Source organism: Rhodococcus sp. SBT000017 (assembly GCF_003688915.1).
Classification (GTDB): Bacteria; Actinomycetota; Actinomycetes; order Mycobacteriales; family Mycobacteriaceae; genus Rhodococcoides.
Genome location: NZ_REFU01000001.1, coordinates 3,207,320 through 3,222,121 on the forward strand (window position 1 = coordinate 3,207,320; position 14,802 = coordinate 3,222,121).

The window sequence follows — 14,802 nt, forward strand, 5'->3', positions numbered from 1 at the left end:
CGGCGTACCGCTGCGCTTGCTCGCGCAACTGTTCCGTCGTCGGTTCCCCCGGCGAGTCTCCAGTGCGATCCCCACCCGTTACGTGATCCCCATCACTCATACTGGCACCGTACTCCACCGCACCCGAGTCGACCGACGACCGGAGCTCGTAACCCCACGGGGCTTGCAGACTGTCCGATATGGTCGAAATTCGAGCCGAACGAACGAGGTAACCCCCATGGATCCGATCGAACCGGCATACGGAACGACTGTATTGCTGCTGATCGCAGCCGCAGCCGTAGCAATCTTGCTGTTCCTCATCATGAAGGTGAAGCTGCACGCCTTCGTCTCACTCGTCCTGGTCAGCGCGGTCACCGCTGTCGCGGCGGGAATTCCGCTGACAGACGTACCGTCGGCCCTGCTCTCGGGCTTCAGTTCCACGCTCGGATCGGTTGCCCTACTCGTCGCCTTGGGCGTGATGGTCGGCAGACTGCTCGAAATCACCGGTGGCGCACAAGTATTGGCCGATACCCTGATCAACCGCTTCGGTGCCAAACGCGCACCGCTCGCCCTCGGTGTCGCCGCACTCATCTTCGGCTTCCCCATCTTCTTCGACGCCGGGCTCGTCGTGTTCCTGCCGATCATCTTCACCGTCGCCAAACGTTTCGGTGGATCGGTGCTGCTGTACGCACTCCCCACCGCGGGCGCGTTCGCGGCGATGCACGCCATCGTTCCCCCGCATCCCGGTCCCGTCGCCGCCACCGAGCTTCTCGGCGGAGATATCGGATCGGTACTGCTGGTCGGCGTCCCCGTCGCCGTCATCTCGTGGTTCGTCGGCTCGTACCTCGTCGGTACCCAGCTCGGCAAGCGGTTCCACACCTTGCCCGCCGACATCTTCTCCGGCGGAGCACCCGCCTCGGAGGAGCACGACAAGGAGATGGCTGCACTACGCAATCCGGCTCCGAAGTTCGCCGCGGTGCTGTTCATTCTGCTGACGCCTCTGGTGCTGATCTCCCTCAACACCGTGGTCAATACTCTGACCACCTCGGGCGTGCTGACCGGAGACGAGACCTGGGCCGCTGCCCTCACGCTCATCGGTCAGACACCTATCGCACTGCTCATCACCTTGCTCCTGGCTCTGTTCATCCTCGCGCCGGGGCGCTTCCCGGTGGCCGACGGTGCCAAGTACATGGATCAGGCTCTCGGGCCCATCTGCTCGATCATCCTGATCACCGGTGCCGGCGGCATGTTCGGAGGTGTGCTTCGGGCCAGTGGCATCGGGCAGTCCCTCACCTCCTCGTTGTCCGATCTAGGACTGCCGATTCTGTTGCAGGCCTTCCTGATCGCCACCGCGCTACGCGTCGCGCAGGGTTCGGCCACCGTTGCGCTCACCACCACCGCCGGGCTGATCTCGGTGCAGGTGGCGGAGCTGGATCTGAGCAACTTCAAGATCGCGCTGCTCGTCTTCGCGCTCGCTGCAGGAGCCACCGTTCTCTCTCACGTCAACGACTCCGGCTTCTGGCTCGTCAGCCGCTTCTTCGGCATGGACGAGAAGACCACACTGAAAACCTGGACCGTCATGGAAACCACACTCGGACTGGCGATTTTCGCACTCGCGTCGCTGCTGTGGGTGGTGTTCTAGCGGGGTGGACCGTCTCGATTGATGAGTCCGAGCAGGATCGACGGCGCGAGCCGCGACCCGATGATCGACACTCGGCCCAGTCCGATGGCGATCTCGTCGCGGCCGCTGTCGAGTCCGGCCATCGTCGCGTCGAGGAACTTCTCCAACGGCATCGCCATCGGCGGCGCGCTCTTCATGCTGCGGTGCAACGGTGGTCGACCACCGGCGGAACGAGTTCGACCACCTGAACGGTGGTTCGGCGCAGTTGATGCCGGAGACTGACGGTGAACGAATGAACGGCTGCTTTGGTCGCGGAATACACGGGAGCGCCGGCGAGTGGAACGAAGCCGAGGCCGAAGCCGACGTGCACCACCCGTGCGCGAGGGGCCAGGCGTAGGAGGGGCAGCGCTGCCGAGCTGACGTCGACGAGTCCGGTGAAGTTGGTGGCGATCTCGTCGGCGATCTCGGCGATCGCCGGCCGCTCCTGCGCCGAGAAGTCCAGTGGGCGTTGAACTCCGGCGTTGTTGATCAGGGTCGTCAGATGCGGAATCGATGCGGCGATGTCGGCCATCGCGCGGCGCACGGATTCCGGGTCGCAGACGTCCATGACGATCGCCGTCATGCCGGGGTGTTCCGCGGCCATCGCGCTCAGGCGCTCGGGGTCGCGCCCGGTGATGACGACGTGGGCTTCGCGCGCGTGGAACCGGGTGGCGAGTCCGGCTCCGATGCCCGACGTCGCGCCGGTGATGAGAACGACGTCGTCGTCGCTGGGCTTCAGGTGTGGCCTTCGACGTCCGATCATGCGAGCGACCCGGCCACGATCTGCCAGGCCAGAGCGGATTTCGCGGCGAGGCTCAGTACGAGGTAGACGAACTCGCCGTACGCGTAGTCCTTCCAGGGCCCGATCCTTCGGTACTGCAGCCATTGGTTGGCCGCGAAGCTCATGAAGAAGACGAACAGGGAGAAGAAGATTCCGTAGACGAACCCGGGAACCTCCGAGGCACCGACGAGGTTCACAGTGATCGCTACCCAGGGTGCGGCACCGGCGACACAGCCGAACCAGAACGCGGTGAGGTCCGGTCGCTGTCCGGGTCGGTCGAAACGCTCCTGCAGCCAACCGAACAGAATCATGGCGACGTTGGCACCCACGATCGCGATGAGCGCGCTGATCTGCGTGATGCCGGCGTACAGGGCGATGAGGACCACCATTATCGTGGCGCTGACGCTGTACTCGAGCCACCGGAATGGGTTGACACCGCGAGAGAGGTTGCGTTCGTACGATGTTCGTAGCGGTGCTCCGGTGACGAAGTGATCCACCGCCGCCAGTGCGAGGAAGACTGCGACGGCGATGCCGATGGGAACAGCGAACGCTTCCTGCGCCTGCGGAACCACCGTTCCCGGTGGTCCCGCCGGGTACGCGGTGGTCACATCGATGGCGAAGTCCGATGCGATGACGAGCACCGCGATGGCCTGAACAGCATGCAGCACGGACAGTGAGAGGTTCCAGATGCGGAGTCGGCTCAGCCTGTTCGGCGAGAGTGTGTGCTCGGTGGCGATGGCCGGGTGCGGTGTACGTGCCATGTCCGTTAGCCTTACAGATTGTAAGGCTGCTGACAAGGATCGGGCAGGAGGACGCTGTGACGGCGAACAAAGAGCTGTCCGCGCGCGAACGGATCATGCTCGCAGCGATCGAATTGGCCGACCAGCAGGGGACCGGCCGCATGACGATGTCCGCGGTAGCCGCGCGCGCAAGGGTTTCGCGGCCGACGCTGTACAGCTACTTTCCCGACGTGTCTCGGATTCTGGAGGCCTGGGTCGAGCAGGAAGTAGTACGCGTCGAGGCGCAGCTCCAGGACGTACTGGAGCAGGGTGCAGGTTCGGATCCGATGACAGTGCTGGGTGACTACATCGACCTGCAGTTGATCTATTTCGTCGAATCTCCGACGAGGGCCCTGCTCACGACAGCCGCCCTTGGGTCGCCGCCGCAGTCCGTCACCGGGCACATCGAACGGTTCCGCGCAGACGTATACGGGCTGCTGTCGGCTCTGGACAGGCAAGGACGTCTTCGGGCCGACGTGGACGTCGAGATGCTGGCCGGTCTTGTCATCGCCGGGATCACCTCGATGACGTCTCACGTGCTGGAGGAACAGATGTCGCCTACCGAGGCGCGACGCCAATTGCTGGACATACTCTTTCGAGGATCGCTTCGCTCGTGACAGTCCGCGACCCCGACTGTCACTGTCGGTCGCGCTTGGGTTGCCATCGAGCTGCGCGCTCGCCGATCGATGCGAGCCGAGCAGTCTCGTGCACTCGTGCGGCTCGGGTCTCGGGCCGCTTGGCGGTCACGATCCACTCCAGAATCCCGCGACGCGCGGACGGTGGGAATTGGTTCCAATTGTTCTCCGCGCCAGCATATTCGGCGAAGGCAGCCGCGAGGTCATCGGGAACGATCAGATCCTCGACCTCGTCGAGGACGGTCCATGATCCATTGGCGACGGCAGCCTCGACGGCGCTCTCCCCCGCCGGCAACATCAGGCCCGCATCTCGAAGGGTCTCGATTCGAATCTTGTTCGGACGGGACCATGCACTGGTGAGCTTCCTGGGGGAGAAATACAGCATGGTTCGCTCGTCGTCGAGCTTGCGCGGTCGGCTGTCGACCCACCCCACGGCGAGTGCTTCCGACACGGCGTCGTCGTAGCTGATCGCCGGTTTTCCAGTGGCCTTCTTCCACGACACCAGCCACGCGGATTCCGAAGTTCCGTGATTGGCGGTCAGCCACGTCCGCCACTGCGCACGTGTCTCGGCATGCACCCTCGGTGCGTCGTCCATGACGGCCATGCGTATCCCTTCCCTCACTGCCTCGACAGTCCGTCACTGTCTCGGAGACAACCACTCGTTTATGCTGCGATTATGGGCGAAATTCCCTTCAGTCGTGTCGATGATGCGAGGCATTCGTGAGTGAGCGCTTTCGATTCGACGCAGTGCTGGAACCGTTGACGTGGGGCAAGAACACGTACACGATCATCCGTGTTCCGACTCGATTGGTCGAGGCAGCGGAGCGGTGGCCGACTCGCCGGATCGACGGTTCGATCGACGGACTGAGTCTCAATCTCGGTCTCAACAAAGCAGATTCGAAGGTGCTGCCCGGGTCGTTCGTCTACATCGGTGCAGCTCTTCAGCGTCGGTTGGGCGTGCGCCCCGGCGACTTGGTGTCGTGCGAATTCGAACCGGCCGACCCCGATCTGGTGCCGGTGCCGCAGGACGTCGCGGAGGCGATGGAGGCGGCACATTGCACATCCGCGTGGGAGCGGAAGCGGCCGAGCGAGCGGCGTCAGTTGTTGATGCCGATCGACAACGCTGCGCGAGAGCAGACCCGAGCAGTCCGCGTAGCGCGACTGGTCGGGATGTTGACGGAGAAACCGCAGCCGGACAGTTGAGGTGCCCAGGCCCGCAGTCACTGCACCGGAACGAGAATTCGCCACGCCCCCAACGCCAGTGAGCCGACGGTGACGAGCAGGAACAGGCCGACCCAGACGATGCCGGGGAGGAAGGTCAACCGGGCCAGCTGATCGGCGTCGGAGTCCCGAGCCCGTCCTGCGCTGCGTGATTTCTGCAGTTCGAGAACGGGACGCGGACCGGCGATCAGCAGGAAGAACGTGATGAAGTACGCCGCAGCGACCTGTTGCTCTCCGGTGCCCCACCAGGACACGACGAACAGGGCGGCGCCGACGACGACAAGTGAGAGCAGCCCGTAGATGTTGCGAATCATCAACAGCATCAACGCAATCGACACGACGCCGATCCACAGCACCGCGACTGCATGTTGGGTTCCGAGCACGAACGCGGCACCGAGACCGAGCAGCGACGGCCCCACGTAGCCGGCGAAGGTCATCGCGATGACGCCGAGGCCGGTGGGCTTGCCCTTGGAGATCGCGACGCCCGAGGTGTCCGAATGCAACCGCAGGCCCATCAGCTGACGACCGGTGATCAGTGCGACGAACAGATGCGCGCCCTCGTGCGCAATGGTGACCACGTTGCGCGCGATCCGCCAGGTCTGCGGAAGCGCCACGATGACGAGAGCCGCCAAGGCGGCGACTTGGACGATCCATACCGGCGGATCAGGACTCACCGCGGAGATGCGGTCCCAGAATTCGTTCACACCACACCCTATGTGAACGGAACTTCGTAGCAGAGACTACGAAGTTCCGTTCACCTGGGACGGTCAGGACGGGCGTGCTTCGGCCTTCGCGCGTTCGCGGGCGAGGGAGCGATCGCGCATCTCCTCGAACTTGGTGGCCTGACGTTCGAGGTCTTCGAGGAACGCGGCGAGTTCTTCGCGCTTGTTCTCACCGCGTGCGGTGAAGTCGTTGCGCTCGAAGACGCTCCACTTGCGCAGCACCGGCCAGACGACGTCCTCGAGGTGCTGACGCAGGTCGTAGATGCCGTGCTTGGCCATCAGCACACCGTTGCGGCGGAAGTTCGGCATCCCGGCACCGGGCATGACGAAGTTCGTCACGATGTCGGAGACCGCGTCGAGAGTCTGGTCGGGCGAGATGTCCATCGCCGCGCCGGTGATGTTGCGGTAGAAGATCATGTGCAGGTTCTCGTCGGCCGCGATGCGCTGGAGCATGCGGTCGGCGATCGGATCGTCGCAGACCTTGCCGGTGTTGCGGTGCGAGACGCGGGTGGCGAGCTCCTGGAAGGTCACGTACGCGACCGAGTGCAGCAGGCCCGTCTGCGACCCTGCCGGCGAAGCGAACCCGTTGGTCATGTGGATCATGCGGGCTTCTTCGAGGGCGACGGGATCGACGCCGCGGGTGACGACGAGGTAGTCGCGCATGACGATGCCGTGGCGATTCTCCTCGGCGGTCCAGCGACCGACCCAGGTTCCCCAGGCACCGTCCTGGGAGAAGTTCTCGGCTATCTCACGGTGGTAGGACGGCAGGTTGTCCTCGGTGAGCAGGTTGGTGATCATCGCGGCCTGTGCGACGTCGGAGAGCTTGGACTGCTCCGGGTCGTAGTCCTGGCCGCCGAGTGCGGCGAAGTTACGGCCTTCGTCCCACGGAACGTAGTCGTGAGGGTGCCACTCCCGCGCCATCGAAATGTGACGGTTCACATTGTCCTCGGCAGTGGGCACCAGCTCTTGCAGAAGCTCGAGCTGTGTCAGATCCCTGGCCATCGAGATGCCTCCTCGCGTTGACGTCAGCTCGCAAGCCTAGGGCGATCGATGCGCATCACGTGGAGCCTTGCCCAGATTCTGTTAGAGGTAGCAACCGACGCCGACACCGCGTGGTGCGACGTCACAGGTCATTTCTGGGCAGGTTCGAGGCCGGAGAAGTTCGGTGCGCGGAACACCCAGCCACGAAGAGCGAGGAACCGGGCGGCTCCGAAGATGCCACTCACAGCGATGACGACGAGAACCTGGAGATACGTCGCCGCTGCCCGGAACAGGATGTGCACGGCGGCCAGTGATGCGGTACTCAGGCCCAAACCGATCAGTGCCAGTCCCCCGGCTTCCCATTGCGTCTGGAACCAACCGACACGACCGGCTGCATGGAAGGTGTGACGACGGTGCAGCTCGTTGGCAAGGACGGTACTTGCGGCCACACCTGCGAGGTTGGCAGTGAACGATCCGAGGGAAGCGAGAGCGACGAACAACAGGGCGTACACACCGTTGCTCGATACCCCGACGATCACGAAGCGCGTGAACTGAGCGAGCACCGACTCCCCGAGCATCCGCGACCTGATGCGAGGCGCACAACCCGGCGACCCGGACGCAGCCGGAACTTTCAGGGAAGTGCTCACGAGGACTCCAGTTGTAGAACCGGAAGCGTCGGTCGGCGCTTCGACTCGATACAACTCCGCCCGCGAACGAATCGGTCTCGGACGTGACGGAAGTCTCAGGCCTTCGTGGAACTTTCTTCCCGAGCGCGCTTCTTACGGTCCAGGTCGATGTTGAGACTGTCGGGCTTGATCGATGCGACGAACAACACCGCAACGAGCACGACCACTACGACGATGGTGATGACGACCACCGCGATGCCGAAAATTGCCAAGATACCGTTCATGTCCTGCCTCCCGTGTCAGGCAATACGGTACTTGTCGTAGACAGGCCGGTCGACGTGCACCCCTGGGTCGTTACTGCAGGCTCCACTCCCGCACCCCTGGGTCGTAACTACAGGGTCAGCTCACCAGGCGCGCCACGGCCCGCATCGGCAACGACAGCCAGGTGGGCCGGTTGCGTGCCTCGTACAGAACTTCGTACACGGCTTTGTCCAGCTCGTATGCGCGCAACAGGTCGGACTCATCGCGGGGATCGTGCCCGGCCACCGAGGCGTATCCGTCGAAGAATGCCGCGATGCTGCGGGCCGCCCACTTCTCGGCTCGCTCTCGCGCTGACAGATCCTCGGGCAGATCGACCAGCAGGTGGTTGGCGGCGTAGTCGAACGAGCGCAGCATTCCCGCCACGTCACGCAGAGCGCTGTCCATCTGCCGACGCTCGGCCAGGGTCTTTGCCGGCTCACCCTCGAAATCGATGAGCAGCCACCGTTCGGGAGTGCCCAGCACCTGCCCCAGATGCAGATCGCCGTGGATGCGCTGCACCGTGGTGCTGTTCGACGCCTCCGCCCGCGAGATCAGAGCGGTCGCCGCCGGGATGTACTGCGCGATCTCCGGCACCACCCGCGCCACTCCCGAGATACGGGCAAGGATCTCCTCGACGGCGGTCGATTCCACCGACCGTTCGGCGGTACCGAGCTGCGATGCCAGGTCGTGGTGCACCTGCGCCACAGCTGCTCCGATTCGATGCGCGTCCGGGGCGAAATCGGCGGGCAATTCTTCGATCGGCGTCTGCGGAGAATCGAACACCTCTTGCACGCTGGCCAGCGCCGCAGTCCAGCCCTCGGCGGAGTTCGCGGCGAAATCCTGGGCCATGCCGAGCGTGGTGGGTTCACCGTCGACTTCGGCTTCGAGCCAGCCCCGAAGCGGCGCGACGTTGACGCTCCCCGCCTCGGCCAGCGCGCGATGCAGTTCCACATCGGGGCTGATGCCCGGCGGCACCTGACGAAACAGCTTGAGCAACAGCAGATCACCGAGAATCACCGATGTGTTGGACTGCTCGGCCCCCAGAACCCGACCGCGCAGACCGCTCGGCACACTCGAACCGTCGACGATCTTGAATTCGATACCGCCAGTGGCCTTTCCGGCGGCAAGTGCATCCCCGTACAGGCCGATGATCTCGGGGTCGCGCAAAGCGTCGAACACCGCCACCTCGCCTGCCACGGGCAGTATCCACGGTCGGAGGTCGTCGGTCAGTTCGGTCCGGAAACCGAGGGGCACCTGGTAGGTCTGTGTGACGGCCGCACCGTCCTGCGTCAACTGCACCTCCACCAGCAGATGCTCGGCCGCGAAATGTGGCTCGTCCCGAAGCACGTCGCGCGCGACGATCCGCACCGCACCGACCGTCGATCCCTTTGCGCCGAACCACCGTTGACCTGGCAACCACGCCGCCAGAGCATCCTCGAGCTGGGTTTCGACCGTGCGTGCCACACTCGAGCTGGAACCGACCATGAGAATCTCTCGCCGCCTTCGGGGGAGTTTGCGGAGCTTGTGACCGTACGCAGCAAAACCTACCCACTCCCGGCGAGGCTCACACACCGACCGCAAAGACACCCGAACGTTATGCAGGTCGTACGCCGGTGCACAGACATGCTCGTAGAGTGGTCACATGTCCGCTCCACTGACCGCCCACATCGACGTACACCGCGCCGGTGATCGATCGAAAACCCGTGTGTCCTGGCTGGACTCGAAACATTCGTTCTCCTTCGGCCAGCACTACGACCCCGACAACACCCATCACGGACTGTTGCTGGTCAACAACGACGACATCGTCACTGCCGGTCAGGGTTTCGAGACACATCCGCATCGCGACATGGAGATCGTCACGTGGGTGATGCAGGGTTCGCTGGTGCATCAGGATTCCATCGGACACTCCGGAATCATCCATCCCGGCCTCGCGCAACGCATGACCGCAGGCAAGGGCATCATGCACTCCGAGAAGAACGACTCCTGGAGCATCGACGGCAACAGGCACACCGAACCCGTTCGCTTCGTGCAGATGTGGGTGATTCCGGACAGTCCCGGTGCCACGCCCGGATACGAGCAGCTCGAGATCGGCGACGAATTACTGCGAGGCGGGTTGGTCACCGTCGCGTCGGGGATGGACAAGCATCGTGGTCAGGCTGCGATCACCATAGGCCAGAAGTCGGCAGCGCTGCACGCGGCACGGTTGTTGCCCGGAACCTCGGTGACGGTGCCCGACGCCCCGTTCGTGCACCTGTTCGTCGCGCGCGGAACCGTCACGCTCGAGGGAGTGGGCGAGCTCTGGGAGGGTGACGCCGTCCGCATGAGTTCGACTGGTGGACAACGTATCACCGCTACCGAGCCGGCCGAGGTACTGATCTGGGAGATGCATTCGCGACTCGGCGGTTGACATCGGTGTTCGATGACACGTTGATCACGGGAGCTCGTGGTTCTCCTGGATCATCGTCGGCGGAATTCTGCTCGGCCTGATCGCCATCGTGCTCGGCTTCGTCGGACGGTCCAGGTACAAGAAGCGCACCGCCACCAACGGCACCGTGTCACTCTTCGCGATCATTCTCGGTTTCGTGGCCGCAGCGCTGTCCATCGTTCTCGTCGTCGTCGGCGTCGGTCTGTTCAACGCAGGTGGTGGCCAGGACTTCACCGAGTGCGTCTACAGAGCAGGCAGCGACACAGCGGCGCAACAGCAATGTGCCGACGAATTTCAGCAGAACATCGAGAACAGGTTCGACGACTCGACTCCGAACTGAGTCGCCGCACTCACGTCTCGGTGCCCGACGGAGTCCAATCACTTCGGGGCGTCGAGCCCGCCACGACCACCTGATTGCCGCCCTGCTGCTTGGCTTCGTACATCGCCGCGTCGGCTCGTCGCAGCAGCAGCCGTGGTGAGCTCGACGACGTCGAAACCGATGTCTTCGGAGATCGGATACGTGCAGTGTGCGACGCCTATGCTCACCGTCAGGGGTGCGGAGTCGTCCGCGGAATACGCGGCACAGCGATACTTTTCGGCCAGAGCGAGGGCCTCGTTCTCGGCCGATTTGGTCACCACCGCGAATTCCTCACCGCCCACCCGCGCAACCAGCACACCGTCCGTCGTCAACCGACGTGCGATGAGCTGCAGAGCCGCGTCCCCCTGGTGGTGACCGAATCTGTCGTTGATCGACTTGAAACGGTCCACGTCGACGACCATCACCGAGACATCGGCCGCACCGAGGAAATACACCGGTAGTGCCTCGTCGAGCCCTCTTCGGTTGCGCACCTGAGTGAGCGGGTCGAAGTTGGCCGCCTGCGCCTGGACCTGCAGTTTGAGGAGCAGGTACTGGAAGAAGGTGGGGCCCATGAACGTGATGGGGACGAGCACCACGAGTTGCGCGATGGCCAGACCGTGATCGGCGTCGGGCGAGAGCAAGATCAGCACGAAGAACAGCGTCACGGCGGTTGCGGCCCACAGCAGATGCAGCGCCATGACCCTCGGACTGTGGAAGAGCTGGACGTAGACGCTGTTGGCTGCGAGCATCGCGAGGGCCAAGAAGACGGTCTGAGGCGATCCGTAGGACAACAGAATCAGCGTTACTCCGATGTCCGAGTACGCGGCGAACATCAGGGACACCCGCTTCGACGGCCACGGACCCTTCAACCAGGCGACACCGACCAGCAGCGTCGACACGATCGCAACGACGAAGATCGACCGACCGATCGCAGAGGTCGGCGGGGCGTCGGTGAGCAACAGCAAAGCGGCTGCGCCGAGTCCGTACAGGAACGTGCTCAGAGAAGCAGCGAGGCGATACGGTGCGAGCGCACCGTGCAATCCGAGGTAGCTCACCACCGACTCGTAGCTGTGCGGTTGGTTCCACCACGTGCGCAGGAATGTCGATTGCACGTAACCTCCATGCGCGTTCGGCTCAGAGATCACGGACCCGACAGGACGCCACCATGTTGGACCGGGCCGGACAAATCGACCACCGCTGATGCTATCCGACCGACGTCACGCTCGGATGCCTCTTCGTCGGAACGCTGTGAAACCTCCTATACCGACGACGACGGCGACCACGACGAGCCACCCGATCGGCGCGAGGGCGAGTTCTGCTCCCGGCAATCGCGGAACGTGAGTGAAGGGCGAGAGATCGAGCCACGGCTGCGGCAGGCCCACCACCGACCCGACCTGGCCGAGGGCAACGAAGCCGCCCAGAACGGCCCACAGGACGGTCGCGAATCGAGGAACAGCACCGAACAGGGCCACGCCGATGGCCGTCACCACCCACACGGCCGGCAGCTGACCCAGTGCGCCGAGCAGGACGGACGGCAGTTCTCCTGCGATATCGCCGGTGGCCGACCCGTACGTCAGGCCGATGGTGAGGCCGACGACCAGCAGCAGCCGCGCTGGACCGAGGACGGCGAACAGGAGGTGACCTGCCAGCCACCGCAGGCGCGAGACGCCGGTGGACAGCACGATCTCGGCCAGCCCCGCCTCCTCCTCGCTGTGCAGCCGCAGCACGGCCGAGACCGAGTATGCCGCTACGACGACGCCCACGATGCTCAGTACGGCGGCGATGAACGATTGTTCGATGGTGCTGCCACCGAACTTCTCCAGTGCGTCGCTGATGACGGCACTGCTGCCGAGCTGCCCACCGATGCCGTGGGCGGACGAACCGATGGCGATGCCGAAAAGGGCGATGCCGACGGTCCAACCCACGGTCGCGCCGCGAGTCAGTCGCCAGGCGAGCGCAACTGGCCCGGCCAGTGACCGGTCCGCCGTTGCTCGGCCACGGCGTTCGGCCAACAGTCCACTACCGAGATCGCGACGCTCGGCAGCAGCGAGCGCAGCGGTGAGGAACATCGCCGCGACGGCCAGTGACATCAGCATCGGCCACCACCTCTCGTCGGCGAACGGCCGCACCTGCGCCGACCAGCCGATCGGCGAGAACCACGACAGGGTGCCCGAGCCTGCGTCGCCGATCGCACGCGCCGCGAACGCCACGGCCAGCACGCCGAGGGCGTAACCGCGAGCCGCCCGCGCGCCCGACGCCACCTGTGCCGCCACTGCCGCGCAGCCGACGAAGACGATTCCGACCACAACGACCGATGCCCCGTACGCGATGCTCCCGGCCACCGGGAGGCCGAACGCCCACAGCGAGATCGACGACAACGCGCCCGTCGCCGCCACCGCGCCGCCCGCCAGCGCGATCGCCGCGGCCAACCCGGCGTACCGACCCACAGCCGTCGATCCGATCAGCTCGGTTCGACCCGCATCCTCCTCGCCTCGGGTGTGCCGAACCACGGTGAGGATCGCCGCCAGCGGAACCAGCGCCAGCACCGCCCCCGAGCGCCACGACACCAGAGCGCCCAGGTCGCTGCCGAAGATCGGGCCGACGAGCGCTGCCTGCGCAGGCGTCGACAGGGTGCCGAGATAGAAGGCCTGACGGTCCGCAGCCGTCGGATACAGCCCTTCGAAGCTGACCGCGTAGAGCAGCGGGAGAGCCCCGAGCAGGACGATCCACAACGGTGCCACCAGACGATCGCGGCGCAGATACAACCGCAGCAGAGCGCCCGTGCCGGTCAGGGCGTTCATGCGTAGTACCTCAGGAACAGTTCTTCGAGCGTCGGAGCGGAACTGACCAGGCCGCGGACTCCGGCGTCGGCGAGTACGTGCATCGTCGCCGCAAGGGCGTCGTTCTCCACCGTGCAGGTGACGGAGGATCCCTCGACTCGGACTTCGGACACCCCCGCGAGCGTGGCGAGACCGTCGGGCATGCGCTCGAGATCGGCGGTGACCGTCGTGCGGGTCAGGTGTCGCATCGACGCCAGGGTCCCGGTGTCGACCGTCCGTCCCCCTCTCACGATCGTCACCGAACTGCACAGCGCATCCACCTCGGACAGGATGTGCGACGACAACAGCACCGTGACTCCGCGTCGGGCAGCATCTTTCACGCAGTCGCCGAAATGCTGCTCCATCAGCGGATCGAGTCCCGAGGTGGGTTCGTCGAGGATCAGCAACTCGACGTCGGAGGCAAGGGCGGAGATCAGCGCGACCTTCTGCCGATTGCCTTTGGAGTAGGTACGGGTGCGTTTACCGGGGTCGAGGGAGAACCGTTCGAGCAGTTCGGCGCGGCGGGCGGTGTCGATTCCGCCGCGCATCCGGCCGAGCAGATCGATCACTTCGCCGCCGGTCAGCGACGGCCACAGTGTCACATCACCCGGGACGTAGGCCAGGCGTCGATGCAGCGCCACGGGGTCGGCCCACGGGTCGCCGCCGAGCAAGCGCACCTGCCCCGACGTCGCGCGGACGAGCCCGAGCAGTACACGGATGGTCGTGGATTTACCGGCCCCGTTGGGGCCGAGGAAGCCGTGCACCTCACCGGTCGGCACGTGCAGGTCCAGTCCGTCGAGCGCGCGGACCGACCCGAACGTCTTCACCAGCCCGTCCACGGAGATTGCTTCGGTCATGACGTGGCCTCCAGATAGGTGTCCAAAGCCTGGGAGTCGGTGAACAACCCGTCGGTGTAGAGCTCGAGCGCAGGAAGGGTGATCTCGTCGCCGAGCGCGCTCAGGGCCTCGCGGAAGTCGACGTCGGGGCCGGCCATCTGCACGTACAACAGCAGTCCACCGACGTTCTGTCGCGTCAGAAATCGGGCGCGTGCCGCGGGGTCTCGGCTGGGGGTGAAACGACCCTCGCGGACCCCGTCGTCGATATAGCGGACGGCGTCGTCGACCATGTGCTCGAACAACTCTCGCGCCAACGTGCCGCCCGCGGAGAAGCTCCGCACGATGTAGGCGACGAGCGGCGCGTACTCGTCCATGCGAGCCAGTTGCTCCATCATTCCGGTGGGTGCCGCCGACGCCGCCTTCGACTCTCGGATCACTCGCAGGACATGCTCGTCGCACGCCCTTCGCAGCCCGTCCTTGGACCCGAAGTGGTGATTGAGCAGCCCGGGAGAGACGCCCGCCGCTGTGGCGATGGACCGCACGCCTGCGGTGAAGCCTTGCGAGCCGAAGACGCCGATCGCGGTGTCGCGAATCCGAGCCCTGGTGGTGAGATCCTCCGATGCTGTACGCATGTACAGCACATTAAACACCCGTTCAAACAAGCGCAAGAGTGTAAAGAT

At 64.7% G+C, this 14,802-nt stretch carries 18 protein-coding genes; 5 read left to right on the forward strand and 13 right to left on the reverse strand.

All coding sequences use genetic code 11. The features are described from left to right. Window positions 1-217: 217 nt before the first annotated feature. The gene (locus AYK61_RS14900; RefSeq protein ID WP_121871351.1) at window positions 218-1,621 is read left to right on the forward strand and encodes a GntP family permease; all 1,404 of its coding nucleotides are present in this window, start codon (window positions 218-220) and stop codon (window positions 1,619-1,621) included. Here the strand turns inward: AYK61_RS14900 and AYK61_RS14905 are convergent. The 3 genes from AYK61_RS14905 to heR are packed head-to-tail and all read right to left on the reverse strand — an operon-like array spanning window position 1,618 to window position 3,181. Further along, window positions 1,618-1,797 (reverse strand): hypothetical protein, encoded by a 180-nt coding sequence (locus AYK61_RS14905; RefSeq protein WP_121871352.1) that lies wholly within the window; start codon window positions 1,795-1,797, stop codon window positions 1,618-1,620. The two genes, AYK61_RS14900 and AYK61_RS14905, sit on opposite strands and share 4 nt — an antisense overlap. Continuing rightward, entirely contained in the window at window positions 1,794-2,402 is a 609-nt protein-coding gene (locus AYK61_RS14910; RefSeq protein WP_121871353.1) for an SDR family oxidoreductase, read from the reverse strand. Before AYK61_RS14910 ends, AYK61_RS14905 begins: the two co-directional genes overlap by 4 nt. Further along, entirely contained in the window at window positions 2,399-3,181 is a 783-nt protein-coding gene (gene heR / locus AYK61_RS14915; protein WP_121871354.1) for a heliorhodopsin HeR, read from the reverse strand. The genes AYK61_RS14910 and heR overlap by 4 nt, the downstream gene beginning before the upstream one ends. 56 nt (window positions 3,182-3,237) lie before the next feature. Here heR and AYK61_RS14920 point away from each other — a divergent pair, with 56 nt between their 5' ends. Beyond that, window positions 3,238-3,816 (forward strand): TetR/AcrR family transcriptional regulator, encoded by a 579-nt coding sequence (locus AYK61_RS14920; protein ID WP_121871355.1) that lies wholly within the window; start codon window positions 3,238-3,240, stop codon window positions 3,814-3,816. 19 nt (window positions 3,817-3,835) lie between these two features. Here the strand turns inward: AYK61_RS14920 and AYK61_RS14925 are convergent, their stop codons facing one another. Then, the gene (locus tag AYK61_RS14925; RefSeq protein WP_121871356.1) at window positions 3,836-4,438 is read right to left on the reverse strand and encodes a YdeI family protein; all 603 of its coding nucleotides are present in this window, start codon (window positions 4,436-4,438) and stop codon (window positions 3,836-3,838) included. A 116-nt stretch (window positions 4,439-4,554) separates the two neighbouring features. Between AYK61_RS14925 and AYK61_RS14930 the strand changes: the two genes are divergently transcribed. After that, window positions 4,555-5,037 (forward strand): YdeI/OmpD-associated family protein, encoded by a 483-nt coding sequence (locus AYK61_RS14930; RefSeq protein WP_121871357.1) that lies wholly within the window; start codon window positions 4,555-4,557, stop codon window positions 5,035-5,037. A 17-nt stretch (window positions 5,038-5,054) separates the two neighbouring features. Here AYK61_RS14930 and AYK61_RS14935 read toward each other — a convergent pair whose 3' ends face one another. The 5 genes from AYK61_RS14935 to AYK61_RS14950 form a co-directional block, all read right to left on the reverse strand. After that, entirely contained in the window at window positions 5,055-5,759 is a 705-nt protein-coding gene (locus AYK61_RS14935) for a M50 family metallopeptidase (RefSeq protein WP_121871358.1), read from the reverse strand. 63 nt (window positions 5,760-5,822) lie between these two features. Continuing rightward, window positions 5,823-6,779 (reverse strand): acyl-ACP desaturase, encoded by a 957-nt coding sequence (locus AYK61_RS14940; RefSeq protein WP_121871359.1) that lies wholly within the window; start codon window positions 6,777-6,779, stop codon window positions 5,823-5,825. Window positions 6,780-6,907: 128 nt separating this feature from the next. Continuing rightward, complete coding sequence (locus AYK61_RS14945) at window positions 6,908-7,405, reverse strand: GtrA family protein (RefSeq protein ID WP_183130291.1); 498 nt, start codon at window positions 7,403-7,405, stop codon at window positions 6,908-6,910. A 95-nt stretch (window positions 7,406-7,500) separates the two neighbouring features. Continuing rightward, window positions 7,501-7,668 (reverse strand): hypothetical protein, encoded by a 168-nt coding sequence (locus AYK61_RS27340; RefSeq protein WP_170945796.1) that lies wholly within the window; start codon window positions 7,666-7,668, stop codon window positions 7,501-7,503. Window positions 7,669-7,783: 115 nt separating this feature from the next. Further along, window positions 7,784-9,169: a maltokinase N-terminal cap-like domain-containing protein gene (locus AYK61_RS14950; protein WP_121871360.1), complete on the reverse strand. Its 1,386-nt coding sequence runs from the start codon at window positions 9,167-9,169 to the stop codon at window positions 7,784-7,786. A 157-nt stretch (window positions 9,170-9,326) separates the two neighbouring features. Between AYK61_RS14950 and AYK61_RS14955 the strand changes: the two genes are divergently transcribed. Together AYK61_RS14955 and AYK61_RS14960 are read left to right on the forward strand one after the other, a co-directional pair. Next, entirely contained in the window at window positions 9,327-10,091 is a 765-nt protein-coding gene (locus AYK61_RS14955) for a pirin-like bicupin family protein (protein WP_121871361.1), read from the forward strand. An 88-nt stretch (window positions 10,092-10,179) separates the two neighbouring features. Further along, complete coding sequence (locus AYK61_RS14960; protein ID WP_237669588.1) at window positions 10,180-10,449, forward strand: DUF4190 domain-containing protein; 270 nt, start codon at window positions 10,180-10,182, stop codon at window positions 10,447-10,449. A 38-nt stretch (window positions 10,450-10,487) separates the two neighbouring features. Here the strand turns inward: AYK61_RS14960 and AYK61_RS14965 are convergent, their stop codons facing one another. The 4 genes from AYK61_RS14965 to AYK61_RS14980 form a co-directional block, all read right to left on the reverse strand. Then, entirely contained in the window at window positions 10,488-11,579 is a 1,092-nt protein-coding gene (locus AYK61_RS14965; RefSeq protein ID WP_237669590.1) for a GGDEF domain-containing protein, read from the reverse strand. A 105-nt stretch (window positions 11,580-11,684) separates the two neighbouring features. Continuing rightward, complete coding sequence (locus AYK61_RS14970) at window positions 11,685-13,268, reverse strand: ABC transporter permease (protein ID WP_259468073.1); 1,584 nt, start codon at window positions 13,266-13,268, stop codon at window positions 11,685-11,687. Continuing rightward, a complete protein-coding gene (locus AYK61_RS14975) occupies window positions 13,265-14,143 on the reverse strand; it encodes an ABC transporter ATP-binding protein (protein WP_121871363.1) in 879 nt (292 codons plus the stop codon). Before AYK61_RS14975 ends, AYK61_RS14970 begins: the two co-directional genes overlap by 4 nt. Further along, entirely contained in the window at window positions 14,140-14,754 is a 615-nt protein-coding gene (locus AYK61_RS14980) for a TetR/AcrR family transcriptional regulator (protein ID WP_121872772.1), read from the reverse strand. Before AYK61_RS14980 ends, AYK61_RS14975 begins: the two co-directional genes overlap by 4 nt. Between the last annotated feature and the right edge of the window lie 48 nt (window positions 14,755-14,802).